This is a genomic window from Vibrio sp. SNU_ST1 (assembly GCF_030563405.1).
Classification (GTDB): domain Bacteria; phylum Pseudomonadota; class Gammaproteobacteria; order Enterobacterales; family Vibrionaceae; genus Vibrio.
On record NZ_CP130748.1, the window covers coordinates 512115 to 530581 of the forward strand.

16 protein-coding genes are annotated in these 18467 nt (G+C 44.1%); 12 read left to right on the top strand and 4 right to left on the bottom strand.

The window, feature by feature from the left end:
• The first annotated feature begins 479 nt into the window (after positions 1–479).
• A complete protein-coding gene (locus Q5H80_RS02270) occupies positions 480–1907 on the top strand; it encodes a sodium:alanine symporter family protein (RefSeq protein WP_304569364.1) in 1428 nt (475 codons plus the stop codon).
• Between the two features lie 278 nt (positions 1908–2185).
• Entirely contained in the window at positions 2186–2962 is a 777-nt protein-coding gene (yaaA, locus tag Q5H80_RS02275) for a peroxide stress protein YaaA (RefSeq protein ID WP_304568345.1), read from the top strand.
• Between the two features lie 161 nt (positions 2963–3123).
• Here the strand turns inward: yaaA and srmB are convergent, their stop codons facing one another.
• Both srmB and Q5H80_RS02285 read right to left on the bottom strand, forming a co-directional pair.
• Positions 3124–4389: an ATP-dependent RNA helicase SrmB gene (gene srmB, locus Q5H80_RS02280; protein ID WP_009848422.1), complete on the bottom strand. Its 1266-nt coding sequence runs from the start codon at positions 4387–4389 to the stop codon at positions 3124–3126.
• A 107-nt stretch (positions 4390–4496) separates the two neighbouring features.
• Complete coding sequence (locus tag Q5H80_RS02285; protein WP_304568349.1) at positions 4497–5225, bottom strand: tRNA1(Val) (adenine(37)-N6)-methyltransferase; 729 nt, start codon at positions 5223–5225, stop codon at positions 4497–4499.
• A gap of 314 nt (positions 5226–5539) precedes the next feature.
• Here Q5H80_RS02285 and brnQ point away from each other — a divergent pair, with 314 nt between their 5' ends.
• Positions 5540–6853 carry a branched-chain amino acid transport system II carrier protein gene (gene brnQ, locus Q5H80_RS02290; protein ID WP_304568351.1) on the top strand — a complete coding sequence of 438 codons (1314 nt, stop codon included), beginning with the start codon at positions 5540–5542 and terminating at the stop codon, positions 6851–6853.
• Between the two features lie 125 nt (positions 6854–6978).
• Here the strand turns inward: brnQ and fldB are convergent, their stop codons facing one another.
• Entirely contained in the window at positions 6979–7500 is a 522-nt protein-coding gene (fldB, locus tag Q5H80_RS02295; protein ID WP_304568353.1) for a flavodoxin FldB, read from the bottom strand.
• 150 nt (positions 7501–7650) lie between these two features.
• On the opposite strand from fldB, the gene xerD reads away from it, so the two are divergent.
• From xerD to Q5H80_RS02340, 9 genes are all read left to right on the top strand, one after another.
• On the top strand, positions 7651–8565 hold the full coding sequence (xerD, locus tag Q5H80_RS02300) for a site-specific tyrosine recombinase XerD (RefSeq protein ID WP_041472738.1): 915 nt from the start codon (positions 7651–7653) through the stop codon (positions 8563–8565).
• Positions 8566–8591: 26 nt separating this feature from the next.
• On the top strand, positions 8592–9371 hold the full coding sequence (locus Q5H80_RS02305) for a thioredoxin fold domain-containing protein (RefSeq protein WP_304568358.1): 780 nt from the start codon (positions 8592–8594) through the stop codon (positions 9369–9371).
• A 79-nt stretch (positions 9372–9450) separates the two neighbouring features.
• On the top strand, positions 9451–11187 hold the full coding sequence (gene recJ / locus Q5H80_RS02310; protein WP_304568360.1) for a single-stranded-DNA-specific exonuclease RecJ: 1737 nt from the start codon (positions 9451–9453) through the stop codon (positions 11185–11187).
• Positions 11188–11424: 237 nt separating this feature from the next.
• Positions 11425–12523 (top strand): peptide chain release factor 2 gene (prfB, locus tag Q5H80_RS02315; protein WP_100208942.1). Its coding sequence is split into 2 segments (ribosomal slippage): positions 11425–11499 and positions 11501–12523, totalling 1098 coding nucleotides; the frame shifts between segments, so codons are not numbered across the junction.
• A gap of 98 nt (positions 12524–12621) precedes the next feature.
• Positions 12622–14154: a lysine--tRNA ligase gene (gene lysS, locus Q5H80_RS02320; protein WP_009848430.1), complete on the top strand. Its 1533-nt coding sequence runs from the start codon at positions 12622–12624 to the stop codon at positions 14152–14154.
• 276 nt (positions 14155–14430) lie between these two features.
• Positions 14431–15765, top strand: coding sequence for a cyclic-di-GMP-binding transcriptional regulator VpsR (gene vpsR / locus Q5H80_RS02325; protein WP_304568364.1), 1335 nt, complete (start codon positions 14431–14433; stop codon positions 15763–15765).
• Between the two features lie 334 nt (positions 15766–16099).
• A complete protein-coding gene (locus tag Q5H80_RS02330; protein ID WP_258954150.1) occupies positions 16100–16222 on the top strand; it encodes a hypothetical protein in 123 nt (40 codons plus the stop codon).
• Between the two features lie 109 nt (positions 16223–16331).
• Complete coding sequence (locus tag Q5H80_RS02335) at positions 16332–16583, top strand: hypothetical protein (protein ID WP_004735015.1); 252 nt, start codon at positions 16332–16334, stop codon at positions 16581–16583.
• Positions 16584–16775: 192 nt separating this feature from the next.
• Positions 16776–17087 (top strand): DUF6482 family protein, encoded by a 312-nt coding sequence (locus Q5H80_RS02340; protein ID WP_304568374.1) that lies wholly within the window; start codon positions 16776–16778, stop codon positions 17085–17087.
• Positions 17088–17203: 116 nt separating this feature from the next.
• On the opposite strand, the gene mutH is transcribed toward Q5H80_RS02340, so the two are convergent.
• Positions 17204–17869: a DNA mismatch repair endonuclease MutH gene (mutH, locus tag Q5H80_RS02345; protein ID WP_304568376.1), complete on the bottom strand. Its 666-nt coding sequence runs from the start codon at positions 17867–17869 to the stop codon at positions 17204–17206.
• Between the last annotated feature and the right edge of the window lie 598 nt (positions 17870–18467).

Consider the following 18467-nt stretch of genomic DNA (forward strand, 5'->3'; position numbering starts at 1 on the left):
TAGCATTTTGACTACAGTGCATTTAAGTGCGCATTGTGCCGTGCAGTATAGGGATCTCATTACCCTAGGAAAAAACACAAATCTTCACTATACCTTGTAAAACCTAGGCTGATGTCACTTTTATGGGATGCTGTTTTTATTTTTATGGTGCCTTGGTTTTTGTTGATATTATGTCCCGACAATGTGACTTTTATTGGTCTCTATTGTTGAGAGTTGTGTTAACAAAAGGTGTGTTATTAGTGAAATGTCATTTTAATATAAAATCATTTGCATATTGATTTTTAGGCCGTCTCGCTGCATTATCCGCCCGTCAAAAAATACACTGATACGTAAAATGGATGCATGAAGCGACATTTACAATCTAGATCGCAGCAAATAAATATAAATCTAATGCCGACACAACTATTGACACTGGCATAGGTGATCTAGAGGAAGGCTAGGAAGCATGATCGGTGCTTAAACTCAATTACGAGGTTCACGTGACAGACTTAATCAATTTGATGAACGATCTCCTTTGGGGATCTATCTTAGTTTACTTACTCGTCGGTGTGGGTATCTACTTCACTGTACGACTAGGTTTCATTCAATTCCGCCATTTCGGCCACATGTTCTCTGTTCTTAGAAACAGCCGTAAAGCAGACAGTGCAGGTATCTCTTCTTTCCAAGCACTTTGTACTAGTCTCGCTGCTCGTGTCGGTACGGGTAACATGGCTGGTGTTGCTGTAGCACTAACCGCTGGTGGCCCTGGCGCTATCTTCTGGATGTGGCTAATTGCCATGCTAGGTATGGCAACATCGTTTGCAGAAAGCACACTAGCACAGCTATACAAAACGCGTGATAACGACGGCAATTACCGCGGCGGCCCTGCATACTACATGGAGAAAGGCCTAGGCATGCGTTGGATGGGGGTTCTATTCTCTATCTTCCTGATCATTGCATTCGGTCTTGTATTCAACGCTGTTCAAGCGAACGCGATTGCAACCGCAATGAATACGGCATTCGACTTTGAGCGTAGCTACGTTGGTATTGGTATTGTTGTTATTTCTGCATTCGTTATCTTCGGTGGTATCCGTAAGATTGCGCGTACTGCAGAAATCATTGTTCCAATCATGGCATTGGCTTACCTAGCTATCGCTATGTACGTTATGTTCGCGAACATCGAAAAAGTGCCTGAAGTTCTGGCTCTTATCTTCAAGAGTGCATTCGGTCTGCAAGAAGCAGCAGCGGGTGGCTTAGGTTACGCAATCGCACAAGCGATGATTAACGGTATCAAACGTGGTTTGTTCTCGAACGAAGCGGGTATGGGTTCTGCGCCAAACGCAGCAGCTTCTGCTACGCCTTACCCACCGCACCCAGCATCACAAGGTTACGTGCAAATGCTAGGCGTATTCATGGACACAATTGTTATCTGTTCAGCAACAGTAGCAATCATCCTGATGTCTGGTGAGTATGTACCACACGGTGAAGTAACGGGTATCGAACTAACGCAACGTGCACTAACAGCACAAGTCGGTGAATGGGGTGGCATCTTTGTAGCGGTAGCGATTTTCTTCTTCGCTTTCACTTCAATCATTGCAAACTACTCGTACGCAGAAACAAACCTTATCTTCTTAGAGCACAACAACAAGAAGGGCCTAGTGCTGTTCCGTATCGTTGTACTGGGTATGGTTATGTTCGGTTCTCTCGCGACACTGCCAACGGTATGGGCATTAGCTGACGTATCGATGGGCCTAATGGCGATTGTTAACTTGGTAGCGATCATCTTGCTGTCGGGTATCGTGATTAAGCTAGCGAAAGACTACAACCGTCAATTAGACGCGGGTAAAGTACCAACGTTCGATGCGGATGATTTCCCAGAGCTCAAAGCTCAATTGGAAGATGGTATTTGGGTTAACAAGAAGAAGTAATCTTGTAGGAGTGATTCATCACTCATCCTAAAATCATTAGAAAGGCTAAGGTTTTTACCTTAGCCTTTTTCTTTGCCTGCGATTTCTATCTGTTTACAATTTCTATCTGTCTGCGATTTTTCTTGGTGAGTGATTTTTGCTTTGTCTGCGACCTTTTCTTTGTAAGCGACTTATAGCTAGATCTGTCTATCAAAGTAATAGGAAGAGTCATAAAGACAAGTTGATGTTTTTTCTATACTCTAGCTGCATCCAGTTAGATAACCGATTAGGGTAAAGTTATGTTAGTTGTCGTTTCTCCAGCCAAGACATTAGATTACGAATCACCATTAGCGACTGAGCGCTTCAGCCAACCAGAGTTTGTTGAACACTCTGCAGAGCTTATTGAAGTGTGTCGTAAGCTGACACCTGCTGATGTATCAGCACTGATGAAGGTAAGCGATAAGATTGCTGGGCTGAACGTAGCGCGCTTTGAGCAATGGAGCGAGACCTTTACCCAAGAGAATGCTCGCCAAGCTATTTTGGCGTTCAAAGGTGACGTCTACACAGGCTTAGATGCTGAAACATTGTCGGACGATGATTTTGATTACGCACAGAATCACCTGCGCATGCTTTCTGGCCTATATGGGTTATTGAAGCCATTGGATTTGATGCAGCCTTACCGCCTAGAGATGGGCACACGCTTAGCTAATGAGCGTGGCACTAACTTGTATCAGTTCTGGGGCAATATCATCACAGACAAACTGAATGAAGCGTTGAATGCTCAAGGCGATAATGTGTTGATCAACCTAGCATCGAACGAATACTTTAAAGCGGTGAAGCCGAAGAGCCTTGATGGTCAAATCATCACGCCAGTTTTTAAAGACAGTAAGAATGGTCAATACAAGGTGATCAGTTTTTACGCCAAGAAAGCGCGTGGCATGATGGCTCGCTATATCATTGAGAACAAAATTGATTCCGTTGAAGCGCTGACCAAATTTGATACCGCGGGTTACTACTTCGTTGAAGAAGAGTCGAACGCGAAAGAGTTAGTCTTCAAGCGTGAAGAGCAAAACTAGCAGCCCTTGGCTAATTAGTTACTCTTGGTTTGAGTTTGAAATTAGATGCCTAATTATTTAGCCTGATAACAAGCCAGACAATAATAAACCAGACAAAGAAAAGCCCCATGCAGTTCATAACTGCATGGGGCTTTTTATTGAATCATTGAAAGGCGGTTAGATTACTTGTTCTTAACGGCTTTCTTTTTCTTAGCGATTTTCTTTTTCTTAGCAATTTTTTGCTTCGCTACCGCTTTCTTATCTTCTTTCTTCGGTTTCTTCTTCTTCGTTACCGCGGCTTTCTTATGCGTTGGGCGCATGCCTTCGATGAAGCGCTCTTTGATCGCATCTTCAGTGTAACGAGCAACACGTTCAATCATTAGCTGATCGTGCGCTTCAATGATAGAGACCGCGTTACCTTTCTTACCTGCACGAGCCGTACGGCCGATACGGTGTAGGTAGACATCTGCTGTACGTGGCATATCGTAGTTAATAACGTGACTTACATCTGGAAGGTCGATACCACGAGCTGCGACGTCAGTTGCCAGCAGTACGTTGATAGAACCATCGCGGAAACGAGAAATCGCGTTGTTACGACGATCTTGAGGCATTTCACCTTGGATCCATACACACGGGATCTGTGCACTTTCTAATTGAGCTCGTAGGTCACCTAGGCGGTCACGAGTCTTCAAGAAGATGATGCTGCGTTCAGCTTGCTCTGTGATGATATGTTTTAGGATATCAAGCTTGTGCTTAGCTGAATCGGCGCGGTGATACCATTGAGTGATCTTCTTACGTTCACGCAGTGATGATTTCGCATCGATCTCTGCTGGGTTTTTCAGAAGATCTTCAGTGAAACCTTCAATACCTTTGCCTTCTAGCGTTGCTGAGAAAAGTAAAGTTTGTTTACGCCAGCGACACTCCGCAGACAGACGGTCAACAACAGGACCAAAGCCCATGTCTAGCATACGGTCGGCTTCATCGAGAACTAACCATTCAATCGCACGGCAGTCAAAACGCTCGCCTTCAATGTATTCCATTAAACGACCAGGTGTTGCGACTACGATATCTTGAGTCGTGCTTAAGATATCTGCGTGCTCTTGGTACATCACACCGCCCGTGATCGTAAAGATATTCAGGCTGGTGTATTTAGCAAGCTCACGTGCTTGTTCGGTGATCTGCATTGCTAGCTCACGCGTTGGCGTCAGGATAAGCATACGTGCAGGGCCAGATTTCTTACGTGGGAAATCCAGTAGGTATTGCAGTGCTGGCAATACAAATGATGCTGTTTTACCAGTACCTGTTGGCGCAGAAGCCAAAACGTCTCTTCCATCTAACGCTTGTGGGATTGCTTCAGCTTGTATCTGTGTTGGGCGTTCGTAGCCCATTTCGTCAATTGCTTTAAGCAGCTCTTGGTTTAGATCGAGTTCTGCAAAGGTTCTGATCACTGTTGTTTCTCCACAAGCAATAAATGTTTCTGCCTCAAAAAGCAGACGATAAAAAAGAGTAGTCGGACATTATAGAAGCATTAGTGATTAGGATCACATGGTATTTGCTACATCTTGAGATAAAAATCTTTAGTAAGGGCAATAAATGCCTCGCTATAACCGCCATCGTGATGGATCGTAAGCGATTCACGCTGCAAATCTTGCTCGCTAACAGGATATTTAGATAGTTCAAACAGGATTCTGCTTGGTGATTTTTTGTCGGTTGTTTTCACATCAAGGCGTTTTGCTAGGTACCAACCACATTGCTCGGCAAGTTTGATGAAACCTTCTCCTTCTGGCGTTGGGAGTATAAAACTGGCGGTGGCGGCATCAGTCGTTATCTCGAAACAACGCTGGGCAAGTTGAAGGTGATCCAAGCTGTCGGTGTGTCTCGCGGTGGCTCTTTGGCTTTGCTGTGCCTGTTCACCAGAGTTGAAGTAGGGCGGATTACAAATTATGGCATCAAATTGTTGCGAGAAATCCGTGGTTAACACGCTGTCGTGATGAAGGGAGATACGATCTTGCCAAGGCGACTGCTCAATATTGACTGTGGCAGCATCAATGGCGTGCTGATCAATATCGATCGCAGAGATTGAAGCATCCTCAAAACGCTGCGCAGCCATCAAAGCCAACAGACCTGTTCCTGTCCCTATATCGAGTACTAATGATTTAGGGGCAAGGCTAATCCATGATCCGAGTAGTACTCCATCGGTGCTAACAGGCATGCCGCTCTGTCCTCCGTAAATAGAGAACCTCTTAAAATTGAAGCTTTTAGTATTTATCGTTTTGTCTTTCATGAATATTCTGATTATCGAGATATTTTAAGTGATTAGCTCTAATGTTAACCGTTTGTGTGAATTAATGTTCTAATTGTTTATCTATTGTTGCTGGTGATTGTTAGTTGATAATTGTGTTCATCTGCGTATATTTAGTTTAATTCACTACTTTTTGTTTATATGTGCAAATTTATATGGTGTTTTTTTATGGTGACTTGCAGCTAGCCGAGTGTTTCGTCATTATGCGCGACTATTTTAAAGATTGATTGGCAGCTTCTCGCTGTAACATTCATGTAAGCACAACATAAACTCATAAATATAATTAAGGATTATCTGTGAAACAGAGTCTAAAACTAACAGATATAATGGCATTGGGCTTTATGCTTTTTGCGTTTTTCTTAGGTGCGGGTAACATCATCTTCCCACCTCTAGCTGGCCAATTAGCTGGTGATCACTTTCTTCCAGCGATGTCTGGTTTCCTGCTGACCGCCGTTGGTCTGCCGTTAATCACTATCGTCGCGGTCGCAGTGGCTGGTGGTTCATGGGGTCATCTAACTAAAGATCTTCCAAAGCAAGCTGCAACCATCATGGCAGTGCTGATCTTTATCATCATCGGTCCTGCATTTGCTGCACCACGTACCGGCCTTGTTGCTTATGAGATGGCGGTGAAACCGTTCTTCATCGATGCCTCTCAAGCTCACCTAACTCTCTTTTCGATTGCATTTTTTGTGGTAGCAATGTTCTTCTCATGGTCGCAAGGTAAGCTTATCGACGTGATTGGCAAGGTACTTACGCCTGCACTATTCGTTGGTTTGGTTGTACTGGCAGTTGCTGTGTTCATTAATCCACAAGGTGATGTCCTTGCGGCTCACGGTGAGTACATCACTCAGCCACTGACCAAAGGTTTCCTTGAAGGCTACAACACCATGGATACTTTTGCTGCTTTGATGTTTGGCATGCTGATTGTTGACGCAATTCGCAGTAAAGGCGTGACTGACCGCGCAGCAACAACTAAGTACCTAATTAGTGCGGGTTGTATTGCCGCAGCGGGTCTAGCGTTTGTTTACATCTCTTTGTTCTTCCTGGGCGCAACAAGCGCAACAGTTGCAGCGGGTGCAGATAATGGCGGCGCTATCTTAAGCCTATACGTCCAATCTTTGTTTGGCCCTTCTGGTCAACTCGTGCTTTCTGTGATCGTACTATTGGCTTGTCTAACGACGGCGATTGGCCTTGTATCAGCATGTTCTGATTACTTCAGCTCGCTAACACCTCTGTCTTACAAGACCTGGGTAATCATCAACGGTGTAGCTTGTGCAACCGTAGCGAACGTTGGCCTTTCTCAGTTAATTTCTCTGTCTGTTCCAGTTCTGTTTGCACTTTATCCAGTAGCAATCGCATTAGTCGCACTAACATTCTTGCGTAGCCGTTTCCCTAATCCAAAAGCGGCTTACCGCGTGGTGGTATTAGTGTCTCTACTGTTTGCTCTTATCGATGGTGCTAAAGTTGCTGGTATGGATGTATCTGCAATGAACATGCTGCCATTGTTCGAAATCGGTATGGGTTGGTTGCTTCCAACGACTGCCGCAATCATCTGTATGTTCTTCGTTGGTAAATCAACAGAGCAAGAGATGACAGAAGAGACTGTTTAATCTTCCTTTGAGATGACATTGTCCTTCGAAATGAAATAGAAAAGGCCTCATTACTTCGCAGCAATGAGGCCTTTTTGTATTCTGTTGTCTTTTAATATTCAGCAACTTAGTAGCATTCTGTTTGGTTATAGCTTTTCGCTGTACTCAACCAGAACTTGTTCAACCCAACTTGCGATACGGTCGTCGCTAAGCTCGTATTGTGAATCTTCATCGAGAGCCAAACCAACGAACTGAGATTGGTCTTCTGTTAGTGCTTTAGAGGCTTCAAACTCGTAGCTATCATCGTTTGGCCAGAAACCAACAAACTCAGCGCCAGCGATTTTCAGCTCATCATGCAATAGACCCATCGCATCTAAGAACCACTCGCCGTAGCCTTCTTGGTCACCTAAACCAAACAGTGCCACAATTTTGCCTTTCATTGGCGTGGTTGCGATGTCTTCCCACAGTTCATTCCAATCTTCTTGGATTTCTCCGAAGTCCCACGTTGAGATACCAAGCAGTAAAAGGTCATAGTCCGCCATCAATGAAAGAGGGGTTTCTTTCACGTTATGGATATCAACTAGGTCTTCACCAATAATGCCGCGAATTTTCTCTGCTGCCATTTCTGTGTAGCAGGTGGTTGAGCCGTAAAATAATCCAATTTTCATAGCAAACGTTCGATTTTAATTTCAGATGGCGAATTCTAACCATAAATCGACTTCGATTGCAGCGATTATCCGCTCAAGTCGTAATTTTTATGGCATTCATATTTGCTCTGGCATACTCTCAAAACAGTTTCCAATATTGTGAGTAACACTATGCAGTCGCCTCAAGGGCAGAGCGCAGACCACGGTCTAGTAGAACAGTTTTTAGATGCTATGTGGATGGAGCGAGGATTATCGGAGAATACGCTTGTCTCGTACCGTACCGACCTGTCTAAGCTTCTAACGTGGATGGAAAAGAATAATTATCGGCTCGATTTTATTAGTCTGTCAGGGCTACAAGACTATCAAGGCTGGTTAGCTGATGCTGACTTTAAGCAGACTTCTCGTGCCCGTATGTTGTCGGCAATTCGTCGCTTGTTCCAATATTTACATCGCGAGAAAGTAAGAGCCGACGATCCTAGTGCGCTGTTGATCAGCCCGAAACTGCCGAAGCGCTTACCGAAAGATTTAAGTGAAGAGCAAGTGGATTCGCTGCTTGAAGCACCAGATCCAAACGACCCCATTGAGCTTCGCGATAAAGCGATGCTTGAGTTACTCTACGCTACTGGTTTGCGTGTTACGGAACTCGTTAGCCTGACCATGGAAAACATCAGCCTAAGACAAGGTGTGGTACGTGTGATCGGTAAAGGTGGCAAAGAGCGCTTGGTGCCAATGGGCGAAAATGCGGTGGATTGGATAGAGACATTTATCGAACAAGGTCGTCCACAATTGTTGGGTGATAACAGTTCGGATGTGGTTTTTCCAAGTAAACGAGCGAAGCAAATGACCCGTCAAACGTTCTGGTATCGTATCAAGCATTATTCGGTGATAGCGGGTATCGACACGGAATTATTGTCGCCGCACGTATTAAGGCATGCTTTTGCAACGCATTTACTGAACTATGGCGCAGATCTCAGGGTCGTACAGATGTTGCTAGGGCATAGTGACTTATCGACAACCCAAATTTATACTCACGTGGCGACTGAAAGGCTGAAGCAAATTCACGCTCAGCATCACCCACGTGCTTAAATCCATTTATTTTTAAGGTGAACTTAATGAGCGTATTACGCCGTCTTCCTCTATTAGCGCTTCCTCTCATGATTACTGCATGTAATGCATCAGAAGCGAAAGTAGAAACAACATCAACAGCCGTAGAAGCTGCTTCAGCGCAAGCTGTTGATACAGCCGCGTTAACGAAGCGCTTTGAAAAAATCGGTATTAAGGTCGAGAAGATTGCTCCTTCAGATATCGATGGCCTGTTAGAAATTCAAACCAACAGCGGCATTATTTTTTCTTCTCCAGAGGGCGATCACTTTCTAGCCGGTACTCTTTACTCTTTGGATGAAAACGGTAAGTTCAGTGATGTTTTGGCTGAGCGTCAAGCTCCGCTGAATGCTGAAAAAGTAGCAGCGATGTCGGATACGGTTATCGAATACAAAGCAGATAACGAAAAGTACGTTGTGACGGTATTTACTGACATTACCTGTGGCTACTGTGTTCGTCTGCACAGCCAGATGCAAGGCTACAACGATCTGGGTATCACCGTTCGTTACATGGCTTACCCACGCCAAGGTGCGACAGGACAAGTTGCCGATCAAATGGCTGCAATCTGGGCGTCTGATGATCCAAAAACAGCTATGCATGACGCTAAAGTCAATCGTCAAATGCCAGCGTCTGGTAAAGACCTAGCAGAGCAAAAGCAGATCATTGCTAAACAATACCAACTCGGTCGTGAGCTTGGCATCAATGGCACTCCGGCTATCGTGCTAGCAAGTGGTGAGTTGGTGAGTGGTTACTTACCTCCGGCGCAACTTATTCAGCGTTTAGAGCAGTAATCTTCATTTTTTATTACCTCTTATTCCCCCCTGTTTTTGATTTAAGGAGTGGCCTGATTGATATCAGGCCCATTTTTATATGATAGAGATCCAACGCCGTCCTGAGGTCGATACTTCAGTTTTACCTGCTCATTTACCTGACTTGTTAAAGCGCATTTATGTGAGCCGCGGAATCGATAGTGCTGACCAGCTAGAGACAGCTGCGAAAGGTTTACACTCTTATCAAAAACTGGGCGGCATTGATACTGCGGTTGAATTGTTGTTCAAAGCCATTCAGCAGCAAAAGCGCATTATCATTGTCGGTGATTTTGATGCCGATGGCGCGACAAGCTCCGCGTTGTCTGTGCTTGCTCTGCGAATGTTGGGCAGCTCTAATGTTGATTATCTGGTACCAAACCGTTTTGAAGATGGTTATGGCTTGAGCCCTGAGGTTGTCGAACAGGCGATCGAACTTGGTGCTGAAGTGATCATGACAGTCGACAACGGTGTATCTTCAATTGACGGTGTTCGCTTTGCTAAAGAGAAAGGCCTTGATGTATTGGTTACAGATCATCACTTGCCTGGTTCTGAATTACCGATTGCAGATGCAATGGTCAATCCCAACCTAGAAAGCTGCGTATTTCCTTCAAAAGCGCTGGCGGGTGTAGGGGTTGCGTTTTACCTGATGATGGCGTTGTGTGTTCATATGCGTAAGTTAGGCTGGTTTGCTCAACACGGCATGACAGAACCCAAGTTGATGGAACTGATTGACCTAGTGGCACTGGGTACTGTTGCGGATGTGGTTCCACTTGATGAAAATAACCGAATCTTGGTGCACCAAGGGCTACAACGCATTCGTGCGGGCAAAGCTCGTCCGGGTATTCAAGCCTTGATTGAAATTGCTAAGCGAGATGCTAAGCGATTAGTTGCCTCCGATTTTGGTTTTGCGCTTGGTCCACGTATCAATGCGGCTGGCCGATTGGATGACATGTCTTTTGGTGTTGAGCTGCTAATGAGTAACAACATCCATGCCGCGCGTCGAATGGCCAGCGAGTTAGATGGCTTAAACCAAACACGTAAAGAGATCGAAGAGGGCATGAAACAAGAAGCGATGGCTTTTTGTGAGCGCCTTGAATTTGGTAAAGACGATTTGCCTTCTGGTTTGGCGCTGTTTCAACGTGATTGGCACCAAGGTGTAATCGGTATTCTCGCTTCGCGTATCAAAGACAAATATCACCGCCCAGTGATCGCATTTGCTGATGGTGGTGAAGGCAGTATCAAAGGTTCATGTCGTTCAATTCCAGGTTTGCACATGCGCGATGCGCTAGACAGAATCGACACTCAAAATCCTGGCCTGATCTTGAAGTTTGGTGGTCACGCAATGGCAGCCGGCTTAACCATTATGGAAAAAGACTTCGAGCGATTCAGCAAGATGTTTGATGACGTTGTGCGTAAAGAACTCGGTGAGACGGCACTGAAGGGTATTATCTTTTCTGATGGTGAGCTGTTACCTGAAGAGTTCTCAATGCACACCGCTGAGACGTTGCGTTCAGGTGGTCCGTGGGGACAAGCTTTCCCTGAGCCCATCTTTGATGGTGAGTTTAAAGTTCTGCATCAAAAGTTAGTGGGTGAAAAGCACTTAAAGTTAATGCTTGAGCCATTGTATAAAGGCCACCCAACCAATGTGATGATTGATGGTATTGCTTTTAATGTTGACCTTCGCCGCTGGCCTGATGCCTCAGTGAAAACGGTACATCTTGCGTTTAAGCTTGATATTAACGAGTTTCGTGGCAATCAATCATTGCAGTTGATGATTGATCATATCGAAGCGAAATAGCATTATCGTTCACTGAATGAGGTTCATCATTTAGTGCCAAACCCAACAAGCTCTGTTCAAAAACAGGGCTTGTTTCCCTTCCTTTCCTTACAAATTTTACGTGTTTTTTCTACCCGTCAATTTTATATCCGATTAAGTTATTGAATCTTGGTGCACCACTCTAAAAAATTCTGTATCTCCGTCACACTTTTGAGTACAATTCTCCGGTTAAATTCTACTCATAAATGATGAGCTAAAATGTTTGAAATCAATCCTATAAAAAACCGTCTGCAGGATGTGTCTGAGCGCACAAATATCCTGAGGGGGTATCTTTGACTATGACGCAAAGAAAGAGCGTCTAGAAGAAGTAAACGCAGAATTAGAACAACCGGATGTATGGAACGAACCTGAGCGTGCTCAAGCGCTAGGAAAAGAGCGTTCAGCATTGGAAGCGGTAGTAGAAACGATCGACCAACTTGACCAAGGTGTTGAGGATGTTGATGGCCTATTAGAGCTTGCGGTTGAAGAAGAAGATCAAGAAACGTTCGATGAAATTGAGCCAGAACTAGCCGAGCTTGAAGCTAAGTTAGAGAAGCTGGAATTCCGTCGTATGTTCTCTGGTGATCACGACGCATCAGATTGCTACATCGATCTGCAGTCAGGTTCGGGCGGTACAGAAGCTCAAGACTGGACTTCAATGATGTTGCGTATGTACTTACGTTGGGCAGATTCGAAAGGCTTCAAGACTGAAGTTATCGAAGTGTCTGATGGCGATGTTGCTGGCCTTAAAGGCGCAACGGTACGTATCTCTGGTGAGTACGCTTACGGTTGGTTACGCACAGAGACTGGTGTTCACCGTCTAGTTCGTAAGTCACCATTTGATTCAAGTGGTCGTCGTCATACTTCATTTGCTTCTGCGTTTATCTATCCTGAGATTGATGACAACATTACGATCGATATTAATCCTTCTGACCTACGTATTGACGTATACCGTGCCTCTGGCGCTGGTGGTCAGCACGTCAACACCACGGAATCGGCGGTACGTATTACTCACGTTCCGACTAACACCGTGGTTCAGTGTCAGAATGACCGTTCGCAGCATAAGAACAAAGATCAAGCGATGAAGCAGCTACGTGCTAAGCTTTTTGAACTTGAGATTCAAAAGCAAAATGCTGAAAAACAAGCGAGCGAAGAAACGAAATCAGACATCGGTTGGGGCAGTCAGATCCGCTCTTACGTGCTGGATGATTCACGTATCAAAGATTTACGCACCGGCATCGAAAACCGTAATACTCAAGCGGTTCTTGACGGTGACTTAGACAAGTTTATTGAAGCTAGCCTGAAATCAGGTTTGTAAGCTTTATCAATTATTAAGCTTTACCAATAATATTGGTAAAAATGCCTATATTTTCAAAAATATAGCTGTCCAAATTATAAAAGCAGGGTACATCTCAAATGACTGATGCTGTTCAAAACGAAAATGCACAAGAAGCTTCTTCACCTGAAGAGAACAAACTAATCGCTGAGCGCCGTAGCAAGCTGGATCATATCCGCCAAAACTGCAAAGCTAATGGTCACCCAAATGATTTCCGTCGTGAGCACCTAGCTGGCGACCTTCAAGCGGAATTCGGTGAGAAGACTAAGGAAGAGCTAGAAGAGCTTAACCACATCGTTGCGATCGCAGGTCGTATTATGGCGAAGCGTGGTCCATTTCTTGCGATTCAAGAAACTTCTGGTCGTATCCAAGCGTACGCAGCGAAAGACGTTCAAAAAGTACTAAAAGAGAAGTACCAAGGCCTAGATATCGGTGACATTATCGGTGTTAAAGGTGCGCTTCACAAGTCTGGTAAAGGCGACCTTTACGTGAACATGGAAGAGTTTGAATTGCTAACCAAAGCACTTCGTCCTCTGCCAGAAAAGTTCCACGGTCTAACTGACCAAGAGATGCGTTACCGTCAGCGTTACGTTGACCTAATCGTGAACGAAGACTCTCGTAACACATTCATCGTGCGTTCTAAGCTTGTGTCTTCAATCCGTAACTTCATGAGCTCAAAAGGCTACCTAGAAGTTGAAACGCCAATGATGCACGTGATCCCAGGCGGTGCAACAGCACGTCCATTCATCACTCATCACAACGCACTAGACATCGACATGTACCTACGTGTTGCACCTGAGCTTTACCTTAAGCGTCTAGTAGTTGGTGGTTTTGACCGTGTATTCGAGATCAACCGTAACTTCCGTAACGAAGGTCTTTCTCCACGTCACAACCCAGAATTCACAATGATGGAATTCTACCAAGCGTACTCTGACTACAAAGATCTAATGGATCTAACGGAAGAGATGCTAAGCACAGCTGCGATGGACGTTCTTGGTTCTACTTCTATGCCTTACGGCGACGAAACAGTTGAGTTCGGTGGCACTTACGCTCGTATGAGCATGTTCGATGCAATCAAACACTACACTCCTGAAAATGCAAACATTCAAGCTCTGACTGAAGACGATCTTCAGAACAGAGAATTGATGGTTAAAATTGCAGAAGAAGTGGGTCTGTACGTTGAGAAGTTCTGGACATGTGGTCAGCTTCTTGAAGAGATCTTTGGTGAAACGGCTGAGCCTCAGCTAATTCAACCAACGTTCATTACGGGTTACCCAGCGGATATTTCTCCACTGGCTCGTCGTAGCGATAGTAACCCATTCTTCACAGACCGCTTTGAGTTCTTCATTGGTGGCCGTGAAGTTGCGAACGGCTTCTCTGAGCTTAACGATGCACAAGACCAAGACGAGCGTTTCAAAGCACAAGTTAACGCAAAAGACGCGGGTGATGACGAAGCTATGTACTACGATGCAGACTACATTACTGCACTAGAGCACGGCCTACCGCCAACAGCGGGTCAAGGTATTGGTATCGATCGCCTAGCGATGCTATTTACTAACACGCACACAATCCGTGACGTGATCTTGTTCCCGGCAATGCGTCCTCAAGCGTAATTTTCGCTGACAGGCTGTAACAGCCGATTCAATTTAAAAGCCACCTTCGGGTGGCTTTTTCGGTTTTTAGCGTCAAAACCTAGCTCGTACCGCACTCTTGATTCGAAAAATGATTATTTATGACATAGTCTTACCATTGAGACAAAAAATCTAAGATAGTCTCATTACTATACGTATCGGATCTGAATACGATCTTGTGGCACTTTGTACCCGTATGATTCGTTTAACTCGTGTTAGCCTGATTGAAAAAAAATAAAAATAGAATAAGGAAGAAGGATGGGAACTCAATTTAAGATGGATTCCTTACCAGGTTCTCTTATCGTCGTTGGTGGTGCGTACGAACCCTGGTTATCAGTGTTAGAACAAGTGGGTTGGCAATGTACCCAGTGTGCAGATTTACGAAAAGCCGATGCCTTAATTACTGATATTGGCCCCTGCATTGGCATTGTGGATCTTAGTCATGATGAGTTTAGCCTTAATGGTATCGCTAACCTCGTGAGCAACAACAAGCAAGTTCGATGGCTTGCTTTTATCCGTGAATCGCAATTGAGCTCAGATACAATCTGCCAATTTATCGTTAACTTCTGTATCGACTTTTTCACGGCACCAATCCCTGATGCTCAGCTATTGAGTACCATTGGTCATCAACTGGGTATGCTCAAACTTGAGCAGAAAGTATGGCCAAACTACGGTATTAACAACAATATGGGTCTACTAGGTGATTCTGTGGCGGTGAAACGCTTGAGAGACCAAGTAAAGCGAATTGGCCCCACAGATGTCAGTATTTTGATTTACGGTGAGAGTGGGACAGGAAAAGAGACAATTGCACGTTCCATTCATCAAAATTCATCGCGAGCTCAGAAACCATTTTTAACTGTGAATTGCCGTGCTCTATCTGAAATGAGGATAGAGACTGAGATGTTTGGTATCTTAGCCCCTGCAACGGCAGCGCCTTGTATGTTAGAAGAAGCCGATGGTGGAACCCTCTTACTCAACGATGTCCTAGCGATGCCTCGTAATCAACAATTGAACCTTTTACGCTTTTTACAAGAAGGGAAAATTGAAACCTCGAAGGGAGCTAAGTCGGTTGATGTTCGCATTTTGGCTGCTAACTCTTCTGATATTGAAAAGGCATTGATCGAGGGCGACTTCAATGAAGAGCTTTATCATTACATCAATGTTCTGCGTATTCATGTTCCTAGCTTGAAAGAGCGGGTTAGTGACATATCAGTACTGGCGAATCATTTTCTGCGTGAGTACTCGAAAGAGTTTAATGCGCAAGCGAAGAGCTTTTCAGATGATGCTATACGCTCGATGAGTCGCTACCATTGGCCAGGCAACGTTCGTGAATTGATGAATCAGATCAAACGCGTCGTGTTGATGTCAGATGCTGTGATCATTGAGGATCACCAGCTGGATTTACCAAAACAGAATGATGAACGCCGCAGTCTGAAAAGTATCCGTGAACGTTCAGAGCGAGATGCTTTACTCATTGTGTTGGAATCTTATGGTGGTCAAGTGTCTTTGGCCGCTAAGGAGCTTGGAGTTTCACGCGCAACTATGTACCGCTTACTCAATAAACACGGTCTTATATCTGAGGGCGTTGTTTAGACTCTTTCTATATGACTTTATTCAGTCACTGTAAATTAAAAACCACGTAGATACGTGGTTTTTTGTTTCTGAAGGGGAGTCCGTTGTTTTCTAGCTCAGTCCTAAGAGAGATATGCTGTGATTTTATATAATCATAGTGAATATGTTATATGTAAATGAATATGAAACTGATATTTCAGGCGAATGCATTGTTTTAAAAATGTTAACCAATTATCGGTTGAATAATACACTCACTTGGTTAAACTTTAACCGTGAAAGCAACGATTTAACAAAGACTTGTCTGCTTTTACTACCTCATTTCTTTTTGGATTTTTTAGTTAGCTTGGAGGCGCAAATGAAACATTTCGATTTTATACAGCATATTTGCGCGTCGTTTGATCCGTGTACTGACATGGTGACTGATATGTCACACACATCAGCGATGGCCGATCGAAACACCCAAGATAAACCTAACTAATAGATCCGTACCCTTATTTGGCTGCGGAAAAATAGCAGCTAAGTGAGAAGCCCTCATTCGATCTAACACGCTATTTTTCCTCAGTTGATTCAACAACTGGAGAGTTATCATGCGTCACTCAGTATACTTAAAACTAGCAACAGTCCTTATCCGTGCCGATCTTCGTCGTGAAGAGCGTGAATGGCAACGAAAAGTTCGTCGTAGTTCATATGATCTACCGTGGAACAATACCCACTTATTGAGAGATATTGGCCTTGAAGCCGATGGTCGACCAATTGGTTTTTCTGAGCCTGAAGTCGTCACGATTGAACGTCGAGTACGCCATCTTCGTCGTGTCCTAAGTGCGCGAATACCGACGTAATCTGCGGGGTTGATAGCACCGTTCAACCCCTAAGATAAGTCACAGTGATGGTTATGGTGTCGAAAGTGCAAATTTTTGAACTAGAACTGGCCAAAAAAGAGAAGCTCTTGCTTCTCTTTTTTGCTTTTTTAAGTCGTTATCTAGTAAAGGTAAATAGTTCGGCTAAGCTTTATAGAGCAAGGGAGGCTGACTATGCAGAAGCATCAATTAGACATGTGGTTACATGGAGAGCACAAAGACTCTTATCAGACACCGAAAGTGTACGTTATTGGTTGCTCTGATATCTCTGAATATTTACTGGCGGTGGAGTACAAACACAAGCTAGAACCGGTGAAGCAAGACGGCGAGCCGCTTCACTTTGGATCCTTGGAGCAAGTGAAAGAGGAATTACTCCGGCTCGGCTTTGAAAAGGCCTACCTTCGCTTGCACAACGCGTATGATGAGTTTGGTAATGAACCAAACCAAAGCTACTGCGATATTGAACTGGCGCTCAAACCTCATTAGAGAGTATTTTTAACGAGCGTTGTAGTGAGAAATTACTTCTAAATTGAGACGGTTTATAACGTACTGATCTTTTAGCCTATCTACGTTAGATAAAAACCTCTATGCGTAATGGCTTTCTATGCGTAATAGGTTGTCAGCAATCTGTGGGTGAATTGAGTTCGTAGATAGAAACCACGAGGTTTGGTCTTTATTGGTTTTCCACTTGCACCGTAAGCTTCTGTTAACACACGACTGTTGGCGGCTTTTGGTCGTAAATGCAGTGCTTCGCCGTGTCTTGCTGTTATCTGTTCAACATTACCTAACACGATCAATTCCATCAACTCTTCCCAATCTGTTTTCAATAGTTCGTCTTCAGCCTGGCTTGGTGTCCACAATAAAGGGGATCCTACATGCCTTTCTGTCAGCGGGATCTCTCTTTCTCCCTCTACTGGGATCCACAACACTTTAGACAGCTTGTTTCGAACGTGACTGGTTTCCCAAGTTATGCCTTGCACGCCCATCAATGGCGCGACACAAACAAAGGTGGTTTCGAGTGGCTTCCCTGAATAGCCAATCGGGATACTTTTTAGCTCGATCCCGAGCTTGGCAAAATCTTGTTCTGGTTTACTGCCAGCTGGCGCACCCAAGTGCCATTCCAATAGTTGTCCAACCCAGCCTTTATCTCGCTTTAGGTCGTTTGGTACAACCATATTGGCTTCATCGGCGAGCTCTTTGAAGGTCATTCCTGCAATAGCATATGCTCTGTCTAACAGCTCTTGTTGTGTTTGTGGTTCTGGTTTCATAATAAAAGGCATGATCAAAAAAATGATTTTACCAGAAGTTATCACCATATGACGACTGGTTAAGAAATGATCGCCTTGCTAGAGAAGGGATCAAACTCATGGTTATCCACAGGACATGAAGGTAATTAATTGAAATATTAATTTGGTGGATAAATAAACAGGGGTTTGTAGGGGATAAACTGCTTGATTAATAGGGTTTGAAATGAATCTTTCACTTACTAGTGTGGATAAACATCGGAGTGGTTGATCTTTGACCACGGACGGTTTTTAAAAGATCTTTTACTTTTCTCATGTTTTTAAAATTGATGGTTTCATTTTAATTGATTGATTTTAAGTTGTTTTTGTTGGTGGTGGGTGATTTTTGGTTTTTGGTTCTGATGAATCTATGGATTAAAAAAAACGATTGCGGGTAATTCTTCACATAGTTATTCACAGAAAAGGTGAATAAATGTGGTCTATGTCTCACTCTTGTGTGGGTAACTAAGATTTGAGCGAAACTTATCCATATTCGTAGTTATTATTCATAAATATAGCGCTTGTCACGTCACTAAGTTTGCTCCGATTGGGGATATGTGGAAAAATCAGTGTAATTAAAAAT

Coding starts and splice junctions, on each gene's coding strand:
- Q5H80_RS02285 (WP_304568349.1), bottom strand. CDS start 5,225: ATGAAAGACAAAACGATAAATACTAAAAGCTTCAATTTTAAGAGGTTC.
- vpsR (WP_304568364.1), top strand. CDS start 14,431: ATGGGAACTCAATTTAAGATGGATTCCTTACCAGGTTCTCTTATCGTC.
- mutH (WP_304568376.1), bottom strand. CDS start 17,869: ATGAAACCAGAACCACAAACACAACAAGAGCTGTTAGACAGAGCATAT.
- Q5H80_RS02340 (WP_304568374.1), top strand. CDS start 16,776: ATGCAGAAGCATCAATTAGACATGTGGTTACATGGAGAGCACAAAGAC.
- yaaA (WP_304568345.1), top strand. CDS start 2,186: ATGTTAGTTGTCGTTTCTCCAGCCAAGACATTAGATTACGAATCACCA.
- recJ (WP_304568360.1), top strand. CDS start 9,451: ATGATAGAGATCCAACGCCGTCCTGAGGTCGATACTTCAGTTTTACCT.
- Q5H80_RS02305 (WP_304568358.1), top strand. CDS start 8,592: ATGAGCGTATTACGCCGTCTTCCTCTATTAGCGCTTCCTCTCATGATT.
- Q5H80_RS02330 (WP_258954150.1), top strand. CDS start 16,100: ATGAAACATTTCGATTTTATACAGCATATTTGCGCGTCGTTTGATCCG.
- lysS (WP_009848430.1), top strand. CDS start 12,622: ATGACTGATGCTGTTCAAAACGAAAATGCACAAGAAGCTTCTTCACCT.
- xerD (WP_041472738.1), top strand. CDS start 7,651: ATGCAGTCGCCTCAAGGGCAGAGCGCAGACCACGGTCTAGTAGAACAG.
- Q5H80_RS02335 (WP_004735015.1), top strand. CDS start 16,332: ATGCGTCACTCAGTATACTTAAAACTAGCAACAGTCCTTATCCGTGCC.
- fldB (WP_304568353.1), bottom strand. CDS start 7,500: ATGAAAATTGGATTATTTTACGGCTCAACCACCTGCTACACAGAAATG.